Source organism: Undibacterium sp. GW821-FHT11H02 (genome assembly GCF_058808015.1).
The window spans coordinates 145,908-161,913 of sequence record NZ_JBXARG010000004.1 but is presented as its reverse complement, the minus strand read 5'-3'; the positions used below and the strand labels follow the sequence as shown (position 1 = coordinate 161,913).

16 protein-coding genes are annotated in these 16,006 nt (G+C 47.2%); 6 read left to right on the top strand and 10 right to left on the bottom strand.

The features are described from left to right. Positions 1-17 precede the first annotated feature (17 nt). Complete coding sequence (locus AC1RR2_RS05975) at positions 18-1,661, top strand: response regulator (protein WP_493221388.1); 1,644 nt, start codon at positions 18-20, stop codon at positions 1,659-1,661. Between the two features lie 11 nt (positions 1,662-1,672). Further along, positions 1,673-2,314, top strand: a complete 642-nt coding sequence (locus AC1RR2_RS05970) for a sensor histidine kinase (protein WP_493221387.1) — start codon at positions 1,673-1,675, stop codon at positions 2,312-2,314. A gap of 191 nt (positions 2,315-2,505) precedes the next feature. On the opposite strand, the gene AC1RR2_RS05965 is transcribed toward AC1RR2_RS05970, so the two are convergent. Both AC1RR2_RS05965 and AC1RR2_RS05960 read right to left on the bottom strand, forming a co-directional pair. Next, on the bottom strand, positions 2,506-2,991 hold the full coding sequence (locus AC1RR2_RS05965; protein ID WP_493221386.1) for a GNAT family N-acetyltransferase: 486 nt from the start codon (positions 2,989-2,991) through the stop codon (positions 2,506-2,508). A gap of 127 nt (positions 2,992-3,118) precedes the next feature. After that, positions 3,119-4,096, bottom strand: a complete 978-nt coding sequence (locus tag AC1RR2_RS05960) for an MBL fold metallo-hydrolase (RefSeq protein ID WP_493221385.1) — start codon at positions 4,094-4,096, stop codon at positions 3,119-3,121. Between the two features lie 234 nt (positions 4,097-4,330). Between AC1RR2_RS05960 and AC1RR2_RS05955 the strand changes: the two genes are divergently transcribed. Continuing rightward, positions 4,331-4,894, top strand: a complete 564-nt coding sequence (locus AC1RR2_RS05955) for a hypothetical protein (RefSeq protein ID WP_493221384.1) — start codon at positions 4,331-4,333, stop codon at positions 4,892-4,894. A gap of 89 nt (positions 4,895-4,983) precedes the next feature. Here the strand turns inward: AC1RR2_RS05955 and AC1RR2_RS05950 are convergent, their stop codons facing one another. Continuing rightward, the gene (locus AC1RR2_RS05950; RefSeq protein WP_493221383.1) at positions 4,984-6,357 is read right to left on the bottom strand and encodes a hypothetical protein; all 1,374 of its coding nucleotides are present in this window, start codon (positions 6,355-6,357) and stop codon (positions 4,984-4,986) included. Positions 6,358-6,417: 60 nt separating this feature from the next. Next, positions 6,418-6,600 carry a hypothetical protein gene (locus AC1RR2_RS05945; RefSeq protein WP_493221382.1) on the bottom strand — a complete coding sequence of 61 codons (183 nt, stop codon included), beginning with the start codon at positions 6,598-6,600 and terminating at the stop codon, positions 6,418-6,420. A gap of 299 nt (positions 6,601-6,899) precedes the next feature. On the opposite strand from AC1RR2_RS05945, the gene ubiU reads away from it, so the two are divergent. The 3 genes from ubiU to ubiT all read left to right on the top strand — a co-directional run bounded on the left by ubiU (position 6,900) and on the right by ubiT (position 9,879). Continuing rightward, entirely contained in the window at positions 6,900-7,904 is a 1,005-nt protein-coding gene (ubiU, locus tag AC1RR2_RS05940) for a ubiquinone anaerobic biosynthesis protein UbiU (RefSeq protein WP_493221381.1), read from the top strand. Between the two features lie 626 nt (positions 7,905-8,530). Further along, a complete protein-coding gene (ubiV, locus tag AC1RR2_RS05935) occupies positions 8,531-9,436 on the top strand; it encodes a ubiquinone anaerobic biosynthesis protein UbiV (protein ID WP_493221380.1) in 906 nt (301 codons plus the stop codon). Between the two features lie 8 nt (positions 9,437-9,444). After that, positions 9,445-9,879 carry a ubiquinone anaerobic biosynthesis accessory factor UbiT gene (ubiT, locus tag AC1RR2_RS05930; RefSeq protein WP_493221379.1) on the top strand — a complete coding sequence of 145 codons (435 nt, stop codon included), beginning with the start codon at positions 9,445-9,447 and terminating at the stop codon, positions 9,877-9,879. A gap of 26 nt (positions 9,880-9,905) precedes the next feature. Here the strand turns inward: ubiT and AC1RR2_RS05925 are convergent, their stop codons facing one another. The 6 genes from AC1RR2_RS05925 to AC1RR2_RS05900 all read right to left on the bottom strand — a co-directional run bounded on the left by AC1RR2_RS05925 (position 9,906) and on the right by AC1RR2_RS05900 (position 15,989). Continuing rightward, the gene (locus tag AC1RR2_RS05925) at positions 9,906-11,168 is read right to left on the bottom strand and encodes an EAL domain-containing protein (protein ID WP_493221378.1); all 1,263 of its coding nucleotides are present in this window, start codon (positions 11,166-11,168) and stop codon (positions 9,906-9,908) included. A gap of 79 nt (positions 11,169-11,247) precedes the next feature. Beyond that, positions 11,248-12,336 (bottom strand): protein-glutamate methylesterase/protein-glutamine glutaminase, encoded by a 1,089-nt coding sequence (locus tag AC1RR2_RS05920; protein ID WP_493221377.1) that lies wholly within the window; start codon positions 12,334-12,336, stop codon positions 11,248-11,250. Then, positions 12,333-12,839 carry a chemotaxis protein CheD gene (locus AC1RR2_RS05915; protein WP_493221376.1) on the bottom strand — a complete coding sequence of 169 codons (507 nt, stop codon included), beginning with the start codon at positions 12,837-12,839 and terminating at the stop codon, positions 12,333-12,335. The genes AC1RR2_RS05920 and AC1RR2_RS05915 overlap by 4 nt, the downstream gene beginning before the upstream one ends. Before the next feature lie 24 nt (positions 12,840-12,863). Next, positions 12,864-13,670: a CheR family methyltransferase gene (locus tag AC1RR2_RS05910; RefSeq protein ID WP_493221375.1), complete on the bottom strand. Its 807-nt coding sequence runs from the start codon at positions 13,668-13,670 to the stop codon at positions 12,864-12,866. A 26-nt stretch (positions 13,671-13,696) separates the two neighbouring features. Next, positions 13,697-14,254, bottom strand: coding sequence for a chemotaxis protein CheW (locus tag AC1RR2_RS05905; protein WP_493221374.1), 558 nt, complete (start codon positions 14,252-14,254; stop codon positions 13,697-13,699). A 34-nt stretch (positions 14,255-14,288) separates the two neighbouring features. Further along, a complete protein-coding gene (locus AC1RR2_RS05900) occupies positions 14,289-15,989 on the bottom strand; it encodes a methyl-accepting chemotaxis protein (protein WP_493221373.1) in 1,701 nt (566 codons plus the stop codon). Positions 15,990-16,006 lie beyond the last annotated feature (17 nt).

Below are 16,006 nucleotides of genomic sequence, written 5' to 3'. Positions count from 1 at the left end.
AGGGTCTACGAAACATTATGGCGCTACCAGGATTACAAACTACTTCCGCGATCAGCTTTTCCGACAAGAAAATTCTTGTACTGGATGATATGCCGGACATGCGCACGACCATGCGCAATCAGATGCAGGCGCTTGGCATTACCAATGTCAATCTGGCCTCGAATGTACGCGAAGCGCTCAACTACATTCAACAACGTACTTACGATGTCATCCTATGTGATTATTACTTGGGCGGTTCTACCGACGGCCAACAGTTTCTCGAATATCTGCGCAGTACCAATGCGATTAGCCGCGCCACACTATTCATCATGATTACCGCGGAAACTGGATTTAACAGCGTAATTACCGCGGCTGAGTGTATGCCTGACGATTACCTATTAAAACCATTTACAGGCGAAACACTGAAGATACGTCTTGAACGTTTGTTAGAGCGCAAAGCGCGCCTCGCAACCGTCGACAAATTGCAAGATCTCGGCGATTGGATAGGCATGATCAAAGCCTGCGACGAGATCATCGCCAGCAAAGACAAATATATTGTTGACGCCATGCGTATCAAAGGGAATTCTTTGATGAGCTTAAACCAGTTCGACGCAGCAGTTGTGTTTTATCAGAACGCGCTAAAAATGCGCGAAATGCCTTGGGCGAAATTAGGCCTTGCACGAGCTTTAAAATCCAAAGGACAAGGCGAACAAGCGGGACAAATTTTGGAAACTGTTATCCAAGAAAACCCAAGATTGTTAGCCGCCTACGATTTATTGGGACGTATACATACTGAAGCTGGCGACAGCGTTAAAGCATTACAAATTTTAGATAATGCCTGCAACATAGCACCGCATTCACTGACAAGGCAGCGTTCAATTGCGCAATTGGCGGAAGACTCTGGAGACTATGCTCGTGTCGATAAGGCCTTATCCGTCGTCGTGAAACAAACCAAAAATTCACCACTACGCGATTCCAATGACTATGCAAAACTCTGCAACGCATTGACCGAAACCGGAGAACTAGAACGCGCAATCGGCATTATTAAAGAAGCCAAAGACAATTTCACAGAGTCACATGAATTGAAACTAGTCGCCGCCGTTGAAGCAGTTACTCAACAAAAAGCTGGGAATCGTGATCTAGCACAAAAAGCTTTGGCGATCGCAATGCAAGCCGAAGAAGGTATATCGGAAGCCACCAATCTGGCCATTGCCAAGGCCTGCATGGCACATAACAAAACAGACGAAGCGATGGCAATATTAAAGAATGTGGTGCAAAACAATCCAGACTCACAAAAATTACAAGATCACATAGGCCTTATTTTCAAAGATCATGGTGGCCTCGATGCGGCCAAACAACTGATAGACAATTCCGTCAAAGAGGTCGTCAATCTAAACAATGATGCCGTACAAAAAGCCAAGTCGGGACTCTACGATGAGGCGTCAAAAATGCTGACTGAAGCGGCATTACGCTTACCCAATAATTTGCAAATCGCGTCCAACGCGGCGCTCTCTATTTTGATGGACATTTTAATGAATGGCTACGACGTGGCGAAGTCTATGCAGGCCAAGCAATTTCAAGATACCGTCAGCAAAAAGAATAATCAGCATCCCAAATTATTAGAAATCAATGCGCTGTTGGCAAAGGTTCAGAGCAAGTACAAAACCGAATCAGTAGAGTAAGCACGCAATCGATGGAACACGATAATACTAATCAGGATTTCGCCGATATTGCGGCATTGACGATACACGACGTCAAAAATAAACTGGCACAACTAGCGGCAGAGGCCGAGTCTCGTGGTGATTTTAAAAGCATGCAAGTCGCCTTGGAAGCCTCTGGGACTCTAAGTGGTCTGCTTTGCTATTACAAATCAGAAACCCATAATCTGCATGTGCAAATAGAGCCACAAGATCCCGCAGAATTAGTCGCCGACTTGATCGCGAGTCTTCCTGCTGGCCTAAGCATTGACAATAAAATTGTTGTCACGAGTGATGTCGAGCATGCCCCCGGTTTATGGTTTTACGATAAAACCTTAATTCATATGGTTTTAGCGAATGCGATACAAAACGCCCTGCGCTATGCCCGACATCAAATCAGAATCACAGTAGCGGAGCATTCTGGACAATTATTCATTCGAATACTCGATGATGGCGATGGCTTTCCCCAGACGGTACTCGAGCATCATGGAGATAATAGCCCGGTGACACGACATGGCACGGGCTTAGGATTACGCTTAGCGCAGCGCGTAGTCACCCTACACCAAAACCAGGGCAAGACCGGTCACATACATCTATCCAATAGCAATGGCGCTCAATTCGAACTTGTTTTGCCATAATTTTTTACCCAGGCATTGATCCGAGATTTTCATTAGGCGCGCCGAAGGCGCTATTTGAGCGCCGAGGGCGCATTTTCGGTCATTTTTGTTGCTCTTCGTTGCCAATAGCTCGCTATTGGCGCCTCATTCGCACCAAAACTGCCTCGAAAAGTGCATCCCTCGTCATCTCAAATCCTAATTGAAAATCTCGGTCAAAATTTCAAGAGCATCCATACTGGGCAAGCCGTATGTCCCGTATTGCCCATAGGCTTACAAACATAATCAAAACCCGTTTTTTTATACAGGTTTTGTGCAGCCAACATATTTGGCATAGTCTCAAGATAGCATTGGCTGTAGCCCAACTCCCGGGCAGCTGCAATGCAGCTTTGTATCAAGGCCGTGCCTATACCTTGACCACGCGTCTTGGCCAGCATATACATCTTTTGTAATTCACAGATGGCTGTATCCTCACCCGGCAAACTGCCGATGCCACCACCAGCAATGATTGCACCATCTTGCTCCACCACAAAATAAGCCCCCCGATCATTTTGGTAGTGTTGATACAAATGATCGAGTGAAGGATCGGCATAAGCAGAGCCGACTTTGGGCACTTCCATTTCTATCAAAACAGTGCGGATAACTTCAGCAATAGCAGCGTTATCATTGGCTTGAATAGGGCGAATAGTAAATGACGACATAAGTGTGAAAAATCGAGAAAAATTAAAGCGAAAACGGTGGATTCTGACGACTAGCGATGAAAAAAGGAAGTACATGGATATTCCGTACTTCCTTTTCACTTCATCGTCACAGCTTCATATATTCAGTTTACTTCACAGGTACATAATTGATCGGCATCCAGGCATAGCCCTTAGCTTCACTACGAATATATCCTAAGCCAGGGAACGATATATGCGTCGCACCCACCATATAACCATGTTTAGCCGCATCTGCATAAGCTTTCTGTCTTTGGGCCATCGCCGCTTTGCTGTCGCTATCAAATGCGATAGTGACTGTAGGGTTTTCAAATTGCACGGCAGCGACGTGCATCAGATCGCCCCACAACATTAATTTTTGACCTTTGCTCTCTACCAGATAAATACTATGTCCAGCAGTATGTCCCCGAGCGGCAATAGCTTTCACGCCCGGCACCAAATCAGTGTCGCCATCAAAAGATTTAAATTTTCCTGCTTTCACATATGCATTCAAGGATGCCATCGCACCTTGAAAACTAGCTTTTGCATCGGCTGGCGCTTTATCCAAATTTGCCTGACTCAACCAATAGTCTGCATCGTGTTTATCTGCACGAACGATGGCGTTTGGAAAAGCCATTTGATCACCCTTCATTAAGCCACCGACGTGATCGCCATGCATATGCGTGATATAGATTTCATCGACTTGCTCAGGTGTGTAACCTGCGGCTTTTAAGCTATTTGCCAGACGGCCCAGCGTGGGACCAAATAGACTGGCGGCACCAGTATCGATCAACACTAACTTAGTTCCGGTGTTAATCAGATAGCCATTAACAGAGGTTTGTACTGGCGTATCCAAGTGATATTTTTTCAGAGACTTGATCGTTTTTTCTGGACTTGTATTTGTTAACAACTTATCCATAGGTAAGGCTACAGTACCGTCGGACAAAGCGGTGACTTCAAAATCGCCTAGCATTACGCGGTAGTAGCCGGGAGCCGCTGTCTTAACCATAGGTGCATCTGCATAAGCCGGCGCAATACTTAAGGAAGCAATGGTGGCAGATAATAATGTGAGTGCCAAAGTACCGGCACCTAAGCTGAAACGGGATTTCATCACTTTAGATCTCCTAATATAAATCATGCATACGCAACATAGCGTGGCGTCATTATGACTAAAATTGAATGATCTTGCTGCGACTGAGGATTTCAAACTTAGTAAATTTAAAACTGCTCAAAATATAGGCATATTGCCATTTCAATTTACGGCGATTTGTCAGATGATAGTGACTGTCGATTAAGCGAAATAATTGGTGACGGAACAAACCACATCTCGCAAGGAGTAAGCACCATGGCTATCACACCACTCAGTACCAGTAATTTTCAAACGATAAAAGACTTGAAAACTACTTACGCCACCAATTCAGCTGGCGCGAGTCAAACAAGTTCTGCAAATCAGGTCGAAGCTAATGACCGAGCTAGTAGCAACAACAGTGAATTAAACGCAGCGGTACGCCAAGTGTTAAGCCAAATCAATTCGGCCAAAGATATCAGCGCTTTCTTTTCTTCAGACAATGGTCAGCAGGCAGGATCAGATTTCACCTCTAGTTTACTGTCCAATCTACCCGGATTAAATTCAGCAAATGGTACCGAGAACAAAGTAGCAGGCATCGAACTAGATCAATCAAGTAGCTCGTACAAGCTACAAAACAGCATCCAAAAACTGATTACCCAACTCGATAACAATAAGAGTGAAGATTCTGGCTTGGGCAATTTACAAGAGTCGTTCAATGCCCTTGTGAAAAAAAGCGGAGGCGATCCCAGCGCTGAAAATCTGCAGTCCTTTCTGAAATTAGTCGCAGTGAATATTCAAGGTAGCACTTCAATTGGCAGTTTGTTTAGTACGTCGGCTTGATGAACTTTTGAGCTACCCATCAAGCTATTAAACAAGCTGCCCTGTCTCGGCTTTAGCGCGGCCCTAGCGCGGCATTTGAAGTATACAACTCAATTTCCAAAAAGACTCTTCAACAAATCAGTCGCTTTCGGTTTCTTTTCTTCCTTCTGTGGTTTGGACTTGCCGCCCATATCACCCATGCCACCTAGTATAGAACCATATACTGACTTCACCCGCACTTTGGTTTGCCAATCAGGTTCCCAAGCAATTTTCGGATCTTCGGGGCGTGGTGGGTAAGCGAAATAGGCATCTGAGCCGTAGGCAATCATACGCAACATGCCAGCACCACTTTCACCAAATATGCCTTTGGGTACTGCGCATTGCGTCGCACTGGCAGGCAAAATCACCTGCTCTTTAATCCACTTATCAATGTCTTGATTCGACTGATAATCCATTAAGCCAAATCCAAAATCGGGCAACTCACTCGATGTCCAAACGATCATTTCGCCACTATCGCCACCTGTAGCTTGGCCGCCCATCACCGCCAAAAAATAGCCACGAGCGTGCGCTATGCTTTTCCATTGCAAAGCAACGGCACCTTCTTTTTTGGTTTGTTGCAATTCGATTGCGGGCATCAAATCTTGTGGCGCACCTAAACTCACTTTGAAACTTTCGGGTATGCCATTCCCGACAAATTGATGCTGCCCGACCAAAGAAGCAGTATCGGGAACTTTACGATCGTCAATTTTATTTGGCCATGCCGGATTACCAGCTTGCCAGCGCGCGCCTTTGGTGGTCTTGCCACGCATTACAAAGAACTTCGCATAGTCCTCCATCGAGGCGGTGGCGACATCTAAAGTACGTGGCTGCCCCGGGCGTATCGTTTCACCGCAGCCCCAATACACAGAAATTTTACCTTTGGGTTTTTCGTAGGTCGGCTCAATAGGCGTTTCATCAACTGGCACGTGCGTTGTTTTTTCTGGCACTGGTGCATTCAGTTGCAAGCTTTCACCGAGATTCATCACACTGGGGATCATCTGTTTTGCGTCACTTAAACCCGGGTTTTTCGTGGTGTAGACCGATACATCGACATATTTGCCACTAGAAAATCCCATGGCATGGGTGCTACCGAATACGTTTCCACGATCGCTGTTACCAGCAACAGCCCCTTTCGCCATGCCACTCAAAGCACCCAGAAAGCCACCGCCAGACTGTGCGCCCTGCGCTGCTCCCGTCATCAAATTACCGCCAGGCATATCACTGGCACTGGTAGCTACATCGATAAAGGCCAATGCGATTGGCGGCTTTACCACCTGCACAACCTCTTTCGCCGGTGCTGCGCTCTTTGCTGCTGGCGCTGGCTTGGCCTTAGTTTGCGCCTGCGCGCTCAAGGGAAAATTAAGTAAGCCAGCAGCACTGAGAAGCATGCATGAAGCAGCACTAAGTTTGAAAGCGGAATGTGGCAAAAATCTAAATTTATTCATCGTGGGCTCCTTAAATACAGGCGAATCAACAACGAGAGAATCGAGTAAAAAGCAGTGAACCTAGGGCGTGTTGACATAATATTTAGGCAATGCGTTCTTGACAAAACGCAGGATGGCAAGGCGCATCTCGCCGCTGCGGCTGGCCGCCCCAGCAAGAGATGCAACGCTGTCCATCGTGCGTTTTGACAAGAACCCTTCGGGAATGGCCGAAATGAGCGCATGGCGTTGTTGCAATCTGCTCATAGTGCTCGCACTACCGCGCAGCTTGCGGTGTAGTCAGGGTTTCGGACAGCATGCTGTCCGCTGACGTAACGAAGTTCCCTTGCAAGGGAACTTTCCCATAGCGTTAGCCTAGCCCTGCGCTCATTTCGACTCATTCGCATGCCTAAATATTATGTCAACACGCCCTAATCAATCATAGCTCAAAAAATAGGCAGCTTAGTTAAGTGTATTTCAATTAAAGACGATTTCTATGCACGCAGACCACAATTCATTGACTTAAGACAAAGACGCTGAGCGCCTGTATCGCTAACATCTGGCGCATGAAAACACTCGATCTTGTAGCGCCCGCAGGCAGCTTAGTCGCACTCAAAGCGGCCGTCGACAAAGGTGCCGATGCCGTTTATTTAGGCTTACGCAATGCCACCAATGCCCGTAATTTTGGTGGATTAAATTTCACCGATGCCGACATTCGCCTAGGTGTCGAATACGCCCATCAACGCGGCAAACAAGTGCTGTTCGCGATCAATACTTACCCGCAAGCGCGCATCGCACATGAATGGCACACCGCCGTCGACACCGCCGTATTGCTTGGTGCTGATGCCATCATTTTGGCCGATCCCGGTTTAATGGCATATGCACGTCATCGTTATCCGGATGTTCGTTTGCATCTATCCGTGCAGAGTTCATCGACTACCGTCGATGCGATTGAATTAATGCGCGAGCAATTTGGCATACGCCGTGCAGTGTTACCACGCGTATTGACCTTGACCGAAATTGAAAAAATCATTCGTCAGACGGATGTTGAAATTGAAGTATTTGGCTTTGGCAGTTTGTGCGTCATGGCCGAAGGACGTTGCCTGTTATCGAGTTATGTCACTGGCGATTCGCCCAACAATAGAGGCGTTTGCTCGCCCGCTCATGCCGTCAGCTGGGAAGAAAAAGACAAAGTCTTATCCGCGCGTTTGAGCGGCACCTTGATCGACCGCTATGCACCGAACGAAGCGGCTGGTTATCCCACGCTGTGCAAAGGCCGTTTTGAAGTGGAAGGGCAAATCGATTACGCCATAGAAGAACCGACCAGTTTGAATGCCATAGGCTTACTGCCACAGTTACTCAAAATGGGCGTAAAAGCGATCAAGATTGAGGGGCGTCAACGCAGTCCGAATTACGTATCGCAAGTGGTAGGCACTTTACGAGCCGCGCTCGATTCGGCAGAGCGTGATCCTGAGCGATATACGGCAAAGCCGGATTGGAATGCAACTTTGGCGAAACACGCTGAGGGGGCGCAGGTGACGCAGGGCGCATTTGAGCGGCCCTGGAAATAAGAGCAGTTTATAAATTCAATTTCAGGGCGCATTACGGCGTTGCCAATGCTCGCAATACCGACGTATTGCTGTGCTTGGCGCCTTGTACTGCATCCCTGAAATTGAATTTCTAAACTACTCTTGGTGTGGAGTATGCATTAAATTTCTGAACACGATTAACACGAATTAAAAAGTTCCCTCTCCCGCAAGCGGGAGAGGGTTAGGGTGAGGGAGGTTCAGAAGTGAGGACGGTTCAGAAAATGCACAGTTTAAAGATGCACAAGACAACGTCGGACGGGTAAAACCCCATAGGCGCTAACCAAATTCTAAAACCACTAACCACAGAGGCTCAGAGACACAGAGAAAGCACAGAGGAAATGTCTAGCTGAAGAAAATTGGATAATATTGGCCTTCTCCTGCCTTTCTCTGCGCCTCTGGTGCGCAGCATGCTGCTTACCTGTGTTGAGAGGTTTTGGTTTTGACTTTCTGCTTTTTGGTTAGCGCCTATGAGGTAAAACCAGCCGTGTACTTACATTGATCGCGCGTGCATTACGTTCTGGCGGCGCGGGTTGCACCCGCCCTACAAAACATCGCTATTTAGACACCACGCTTTACCCGTTGCTTGAAAATACAAACTTAAAGAACCTATGAAACTCTCACTCGCACCACTGTCTTATTACTGGTCTAAAGAAGCCACGATGCGCTTTTATGTGGAGGCGATGCACTGGCCAGTGGACATTATTTATCTGGGCGAAGTCGTTTGTTCGCGTCGGCATGTGATGCGTTTACCTGACTGGATTAGTTTGGCAAAAACTTGTCGTGATGCAGGTAAGCAGGTCGTTCTTTCGACCTTAACCTTAATTGATAACGAAGCAGATCGACGTGCCATGCATAAATTAATTGATGCGGCGCTTGCTGAAGATTTGTTGATAGAGGCGAATGATTTTAGTGCCGTGCGCGCGATGCAAGGACGGCCTTTTGTTGCTGGCCCGCATCTCAATGTGTATCACACTGGCACCTTGAATTGGCTGCGTGAATTAGGGGCGATGCGCTTTACGCCACCGATAGAACTCAGTGGTGCGGACTTGGCAGCATTGCAGGCGCAACGACCAGTTGGATTAGAAACAGAAGTGCAAGTCTGGGGACGCATGGCGCTCGCTTTTTCTTCACGCTGCTTCACAGCGCGTCATCATCGCCTGCGCAAAGACAATTGCGAATTTCGCTGCGAACATTATCCCGATGGCTTGGCCCTGCAAACCCGCGAGCACAACGAATTTCTGACGATGAACGGCATACAAACGCAAAGCGCGAATTGCCTGGATTTAAGCCCGCAAATTCCTAGCCTGAAGAATTTGCAAGTCGATGTCATGCGTCTGCAAGTGCAATCTAAACATATGGAACAAATCGTCCACGCCTTCGATACCGCCCGCCAAGGTGAGCAAGCCGCCGTAATTGAACCCGCATTCTTACCGCCGCAAGCGGAGCGCTGCAATGGTTATTGGAATGGCAGCTCTGGCATGCAATGGCAAACCATTCCGATTCAAGCAATTTAAATTCACCTATGATGAACTTCACTGATTTCCGCTTTCCCCAAGTCTTTGGCAAAATCGGCCAACGTCTGCCCTCAGCTGTGGCGGGTGCGCCGCTCATGTTGATGTTGGAACTGGCGCGACAACGCAGCTGGCTGATCGCACCAGAAAATCTCTACGGCAGAACATTTCAAATTCAGGTCGAAGACCTAGGCTTACGCCTATGTTTTCGTTGTGACCATGGCCGCTTTAAAGCCATCCCACTTCAAGCCAGCGACGTCAGCCTGAGCGCCTGTGCCATGGATTTTTTAAAACTGGCAACTGCCTTGGAAGACGCTGATACTTTATTCTTCCGGCGTCGCTTAAAAATCGAAGGCGATACCGAACTGGGCATCGCGGTGAAATATTGGATAGACGCTAATGAGCGCCCTGCCTGGCTCAACAAAATAGCTGAGCACTTGCAATAAGTCTACAAGCCACGGCAATTTGCGCGCTAGCCCAATGCCTTGGTATTTTCGTTATTGCCCGCGTTGCCTGCAACCAGGGCACGCAGACGTGCCCGGTTATTTTTGACCCAGCTTAAGATTTCATTACCGGGCATGGGTTTTGCGATCAAATAGCCTTGCGCCAAATCGCAACCAAGTTTATTCAAGAGCTGCCAATCTTCTTCTTTCTCCACGCCTTCTGCAACAGTCGTAATGCCTAGGCGACGACCCAATTCTATCGAGTTCTCTAAAATGACATGGCGATTCGGTCGCTTGCTGGCACCATCGACAAAAATGCGGTCTATCTTAAGCTCAGTAAATGGGCAGCGCGATAATTGCTGCATGGAAGAATAACCTATGCCATAGTCGTCCATCGCCAAGCCAAAACCCTTCAATCGCAGCCTACCCAAATTGGCTAAAGCCTGGGTCATATTATTCATGATCATGGTTTCGGTCACTTCCCAAATCAAGGCATGTGGCTCTATGCCCTGTGCTTTAACGCGCTCCTCCAGTAAATCCATAAAATGACGGTCGGCCAGATTATCCGCCGACAAATTAACCGATACCGTCATCGAAGGTAAGCCACTCTCTTGCCAGCTCTGTAATTGCTTTAGCACCAGATCGACAATCGCCAGGGTAAATGGCTCCATTAGTGCACTGCCTTCCATCGCCGGAATAAAATGAAAGGGAGAAATAATGCCGCGTTCCGGGTGCTGCCAGCGCGCCAATGCTTCTACACCTTTAATAAAACCAGAACGCATAGAAATCTTGGGCTGGTAATGCAATATGAATTGCCCCTGTTCCAGGGCCTGCTTTAATTCAGTTAAACATGCTGGTTTGTTTTCCAGAGCGATTGCTTTTGATTGCTTAGTTTGTCCGATTTTATCTAATAGCAGCAATAAATCATCACGACGCACAGGTTTTAATAAAGTACCGAGTAAGCCGATAGAGGGATCTTCCGATCCCATGTTTTCTATGATCTCCAACAGACGAGGATCACGCGCACTGACCACGATCAGATTTTGTGTCAAATGCAATTCGGTTAATTGCCGCGTCAATTCTATGCCATCCATGCCCGGCATTTCGAGATCCGTCAGTACTAAGAAAATCGGCGCTTTACCGTGTTGCTCCAACACGCGTAAGGCCTCATTACCATCACTCGCTTCCAATATGGTCTGGAATTGTAGTTGCCGTAACAAGTCAACCAGATGCGCCCTTTGCACTGCACTGTCTTCTACCACCATCACAGTTTGACTTACGAAGGGGTTCATTGCCGCTCCTTGCACAGGAATAATTGTGACTGCACTTGAAGCTTGTTGCGAGGCCTGGCTGACAGTTTCATAGAAATACTCATGCGGTAAAGGAGGACAGTTGCGCCAAAATTTCTTTGTATATCGTATTTAAGGGTACGATTTTTTCTACTCCACCACGCTTAATTGCTTCCTTGGGCATACCAAAAACCACGCAGCTTTGTTCATCCTGAGCGACAGTGCGCGCCCCTAACTTGCGCATTTCCAACAAGCCGGCAGCTCCATCATCGCCCATTCCGGTCATAATCACACCAAGTGCATTGGCTCCCGCACACTTGGCGACGGACCGAAACAAAACATCTACCGATGGACGATGACGATTTACCAGCGGACCATCGACCACCTCAACAAAATATTGCGCACCGTTGCGGCGCAATAACAGATGCTTACCACCCGGTGCAATTAAGGCGCGACCTTGTACAACGCGGTCATTATTTTCTGCTTCTTTCACCGTGATTTGACACAAGGTATTTAAGCGAGCAGCGAAGGCTGCGGTAAACTTCTCAGGCATATGCTGCACGATGACTATGCCGGGAGTCACGCGCGGTAAGGCTGTCAGCACTTCTTCCAGCGCCTGCGTACCACCTGTGGAGGTGCCTATCGCCACCACTCTTTCTGTGGTCTGTATCATGGCGCGAGTATCACTTGGCGCCAGAATGACATCCGCCGTATTTTTCGCTACAGGCACGAGAGGTAATGCGGTACGTTTATGCACCAATTGGTTCACATTTGCCGCGGCAGCATCACGCACGGCAGAGACTAAATCTTCGGTGCTGTCTTTCAAAAACTGTTTCAAATCAAGCTTGGGTTTCGTGATAATGGTGACGGCACCGGAAGCTAAGGCCTCCAGCGAAGTGCTGGCGCCTTTTTCGGTCAAGGTCGAACAAATAACGACGGGAGTCGGGTGTTCAAGCATGATTTTTTTTAGGAAGGTAATGCCATCCATACGCGGCATTTCCACATCGAGCACAATGACATCCGGCCATTGCACTTTCATACGCTCTATTGCCAACAAGGGATCCGCCACCGCATAGATCACTTGGATACCGGGAGCAGCGTTAAGTATGCCGCTCAAAACCTGGCGCACGACAGCAGAATCGTCGACTATCATGACCTTGATTTTTGTCATATGGTTTCCTTCTTCTGTGGCAGAACAATACTAGTCGGACTCACTTGACGACTCCAGACATCACCTGTGTTGACGTCGAAAACGATTTTTCTATGCCCTTCACCAAACAAACTCTCTGACACGACAGTAATCCCGCGTTCTTGCAACAACCAACGCGCCGCATCACCATTCTTTTTGCCCACGTCTGAATCAGGTCGCCCTGGAAACATTTGCCCACCACCAAAAATTTTTGCCTGACACTCTTTACCATTAACACCCAATTTTGCAAGTTGTTCCAACATCAAGTTTAATGCTTCTTCACCATAACGACCGCTCAATTCGTTTTCTGTATTACCAGAACGTTGCGCTAACAAATAATGTGACATAGCACCTATTCGCTTGTGTGGATGCCACAAAGTAATTGAGACACAAGATCCTAATAAAGTACGAATTGTGTATTGATAATTTCCAACGAAAAATTCACCCGGTAACAAAAACACATCAAATTTTTTATGCTCATCCATACATGCTTCTACTTCTACTTTTGATTAAATCTTACAGTAAATCGACGGTGCCAAAGCCTGCACTGAACTATTGATATCATTCAAAGTCTCTGAGTGTCCAATCAAAAGATAGCCGTCTGGTTTAAGATGTTGCAAGACGCGCGCCACGACTTTACGTTTGGTCTCGGGATTAAAATAGATCATGACATTACGCAAAAAAATGACGTCAAACATCCCAATCTGAGGAAAGGCAACATTCAAATTCATGGGCAAAAATTGCACTCTTTGTCGCAGACTGCGCTCTATCAACAAAGTACCCGCTTCTTTATCATGCCCTTTAAGACAGAAACGTTTCAGGTAATTCTGTGGAATTTGCGTAGCACGCTCCATGGGATAATGCCCAAGCTTAGCTCGTTGCAGCACACGCGAACTGATATCCGTACCAAGAATTTCCCAAGGTTTGTCTTCCAATACATCCGCCAACACCATGGCAATACTATAGCTCTCCTCCCCCGTCGAACAAGCCGCACTCCACACCCTAAAACTTGCGTTTTTGCTTCTGGCAGCCAGCGCTAATTCTCGTAGTAAATCAAAATGCTTGGACTCCCGAAAAAAATAGGTCTCATTGGTGGTCAAGAGATCTATCGCCATTTGGGTTTCAGCAGGCTCTTTGCCGCTCGTCAGCATAGAGAAATAAGCGCCGTAGCTATCCAAACCATGATGTGCAATACGCTTAGCAAGCCGACCGCTCACCAGCGCCTTCTTACCATCTGACATAGAGATTCCAGCGATTTCAAAAATAAAGCGCTGAAACTGCGAAAACTCCTTATCGGTAATCAGAATACTAGCCATCTTAGCTACCATTCCTTACTTGTCGACTAATCATCTTTGGTTTTTTCAGTCATGGCAAATTCAGCCCCAGTCACCAAAGCACCGATTTCTGCAATCGACAAGACATTTTCTATGGCGAGCAAAATCACAAACTTGCCATTGACTTTGCCCATACCAGAAATAAAATCGGACCTGACCCGAGCACCAAATGCGGGCGCCGGTTCTATATCGCTAGCAGCAATTTCTAACACAGCATTGACCGCATCAACCATCACCCCAACTACTTGCTGCTCTCCTTCGTTTGGCCCTGCACTCTCAACGATGACGATGCAAGTACGCTTAGTGACTTCGCTACTGGGCCTGCCAAAACGTGCCGCCAGATCCATGACCGGTACTACGGCGCCCCTTAGATTAATCACGCCGCGTATACAACTGGGCATCAAAGGTACGGTAGTTAGCCCTCCATACTCTATGATTTCTTTAATTCCTAAAATACCGATGGCGAAGACTTCACCACTCAACATAAAAGTCAGGTACTGAGTAGGCTCAGACACCGTCGCTGTCATGCCATTTGTCTGCTTACTTGATTTGATCAATGCATTCATGATGATCCCTATTTAGATGCGCGTGGCGTATTCATCAAAACCGAGTAAATTGGCTTTCATCCGGCTCAGCATCTTTAAAAAAACCGCGCAAATCACTGTTACCACCCTTATCTGATTTTTTTTCCGTAATCCTTGACGGTATACCGGTATGACGACGCTGATTTGATTTCGCTGTCGAGTGTGAACCACCTGCCACTTTAAAAAAGGACATAGTCTCTTGTAACTCTTCTGCCTGACTACTCATTTCTTCAGCCGTCGAAGCTAATTGTTCAGAGCCAGCGGCATTCGATTGCGTGGTTTGACTAAGCTGTCCTACCGCGGTATTGATCTGACTCAAACCAGAGGATTGCTCTTCGGATGCAGCGGTGATCTCCTGTACCAAATCAGAAGTACGCTTGATGTTAGGCACCATCTGATCCAGTAAATTACCGGCTTTTTCTGCCAACTCAACACTGCTACCAGCCACTTCACCTATCTCTTGCGCAGCGACCTGACTGCGTTCTGCTAATTTACGCACTTCGGCTGCGACCACCGCAAAACCTTTACCATGTTCACCTGCACGGGCTGCTTCAATCGCTGCATTTAATGCCAACAAATTAGTTTGATAGGCAATATCATCAATGATCACAATTTTCTTGGCGATTTGCTTCATCGCTGCCACCGTGGAGCGCACTGCATCACCACCTTCAGCCGCTTCCATCGCCGCTTTGCTAGCCATCGCATCGGTTACTTTAGCGTTCTCGGTATTCTGTGCAATCGAGGCTGTCATCTGCTCTACCGAAGCACTAGTTTCTTCTACGCCTGCCGCTTGCTCACTGGCCGCTTGTGCTAAGGATTGCGCGGTAGCGTTCACTTCTTCCGACGCACTGGCTAAAGCTTCTGAGCCAGAATTAACTTCACTCACCACATGCGACAATTTGGCGACCATGGTTTTCATGCAGGCTAGCAGACTCGTTTTATCATTGGCACTAGTAACAATTTCGACGGTCAAATCACCAGCAGCCACCAGATTTACCACTTCAGCCGCATAGCCGGGATCACCACCGAGTTGCTTCATGATGCTGCGTGCAATCAAGATGACTGCGAGTATCAATGAGACGAGCGCAACGATACTCACGATACTCATAGTCCACACAGAAGATGCCGCGTCTTTTTCAGCGTGTTTCACGGTCTCATTGCCGATGCCGATATTCAAGTCGACAATCTTATCGAGTGTGATTTCGGCGGCATGAAACAGAGGTTCGCTTTCTGAGTATTGTTTATAAAATTTCGCGAACAATTCTTTCTGTTCTTTTTCCCCGCTGTTGCGACCCAATGCATCAATAATGTCGCTCAGTTTGGCATCCATAGTCTTCCATGCTGCCCATTCTTTTTCAAACTGCTTCCACAATACTTCTTCTTCTTTAGTCTGAGGTAGTGGTTCGTAGATTTTCCAACCCTTTTCTATGCGAGTCCAAACTTCTTTTTTAGATTTCACGACATCTTGAAAATGGCTGTGCGCCTTGTAATCATTTTCCCAAATCGCTGTTTCTAAATTCGCCGCTTTCATGGCGGTTTGTCCTTCATTCACGATTTCCAAACCAAGCACTGATGGTAAGCGCACCGCACCGACCTCATTAATATTTTGCTGTCCTAATTTGATGCCAGTAAAGCCAATGAACGAACTGGCGATCAGGGCGGATGTACTAATCAATGCAATTAGTATCAGTTTTGCTTTGAGTGTAGTGAAGTTCATCTTTTGTCTCCGTGAAA

Bases quoted from the DNA above. Each gene is read 5' to 3' on its own strand.
- AC1RR2_RS05975 (WP_493221388.1), top strand. From the start codon at position 18: ATGGCGCTACCAGGATTACAAACTACTTCCGCGATCAGCTTTTCCGAC.
- AC1RR2_RS05970 (WP_493221387.1), top strand. From the start codon at position 1,673: ATGGAACACGATAATACTAATCAGGATTTCGCCGATATTGCGGCATTG.
- AC1RR2_RS05965 (WP_493221386.1), bottom strand. From the start codon at position 2,991: ATGTCGTCATTTACTATTCGCCCTATTCAAGCCAATGATAACGCTGCT.
- AC1RR2_RS05960 (WP_493221385.1), bottom strand. From the start codon at position 4,096: ATGAAATCCCGTTTCAGCTTAGGTGCCGGTACTTTGGCACTCACATTA.
- AC1RR2_RS05955 (WP_493221384.1), top strand. From the start codon at position 4,331: ATGGCTATCACACCACTCAGTACCAGTAATTTTCAAACGATAAAAGAC.
- AC1RR2_RS05950 (WP_493221383.1), bottom strand. From the start codon at position 6,357: ATGAATAAATTTAGATTTTTGCCACATTCCGCTTTCAAACTTAGTGCT.
- AC1RR2_RS05945 (WP_493221382.1), bottom strand. From the start codon at position 6,600: ATGAGCAGATTGCAACAACGCCATGCGCTCATTTCGGCCATTCCCGAA.
- ubiU (WP_493221381.1), top strand. From the start codon at position 6,900: ATGAAAACACTCGATCTTGTAGCGCCCGCAGGCAGCTTAGTCGCACTC.
- ubiV (WP_493221380.1), top strand. From the start codon at position 8,531: ATGAAACTCTCACTCGCACCACTGTCTTATTACTGGTCTAAAGAAGCC.
- ubiT (WP_493221379.1), top strand. From the start codon at position 9,445: ATGATGAACTTCACTGATTTCCGCTTTCCCCAAGTCTTTGGCAAAATC.
- AC1RR2_RS05925 (WP_493221378.1), bottom strand. From the start codon at position 11,168: ATGAACCCCTTCGTAAGTCAAACTGTGATGGTGGTAGAAGACAGTGCA.
- AC1RR2_RS05920 (WP_493221377.1), bottom strand. From the start codon at position 12,336: ATGACAAAAATCAAGGTCATGATAGTCGACGATTCTGCTGTCGTGCGC.
- AC1RR2_RS05915 (WP_493221376.1), bottom strand. From the start codon at position 12,839: ATGGATGAGCATAAAAAATTTGATGTGTTTTTGTTACCGGGTGAATTT.
- AC1RR2_RS05910 (WP_493221375.1), bottom strand. From the start codon at position 13,670: ATGGCTAGTATTCTGATTACCGATAAGGAGTTTTCGCAGTTTCAGCGC.
- AC1RR2_RS05905 (WP_493221374.1), bottom strand. From the start codon at position 14,254: ATGAATGCATTGATCAAATCAAGTAAGCAGACAAATGGCATGACAGCG.
- AC1RR2_RS05900 (WP_493221373.1), bottom strand. From the start codon at position 15,989: ATGAACTTCACTACACTCAAAGCAAAACTGATACTAATTGCATTGATT.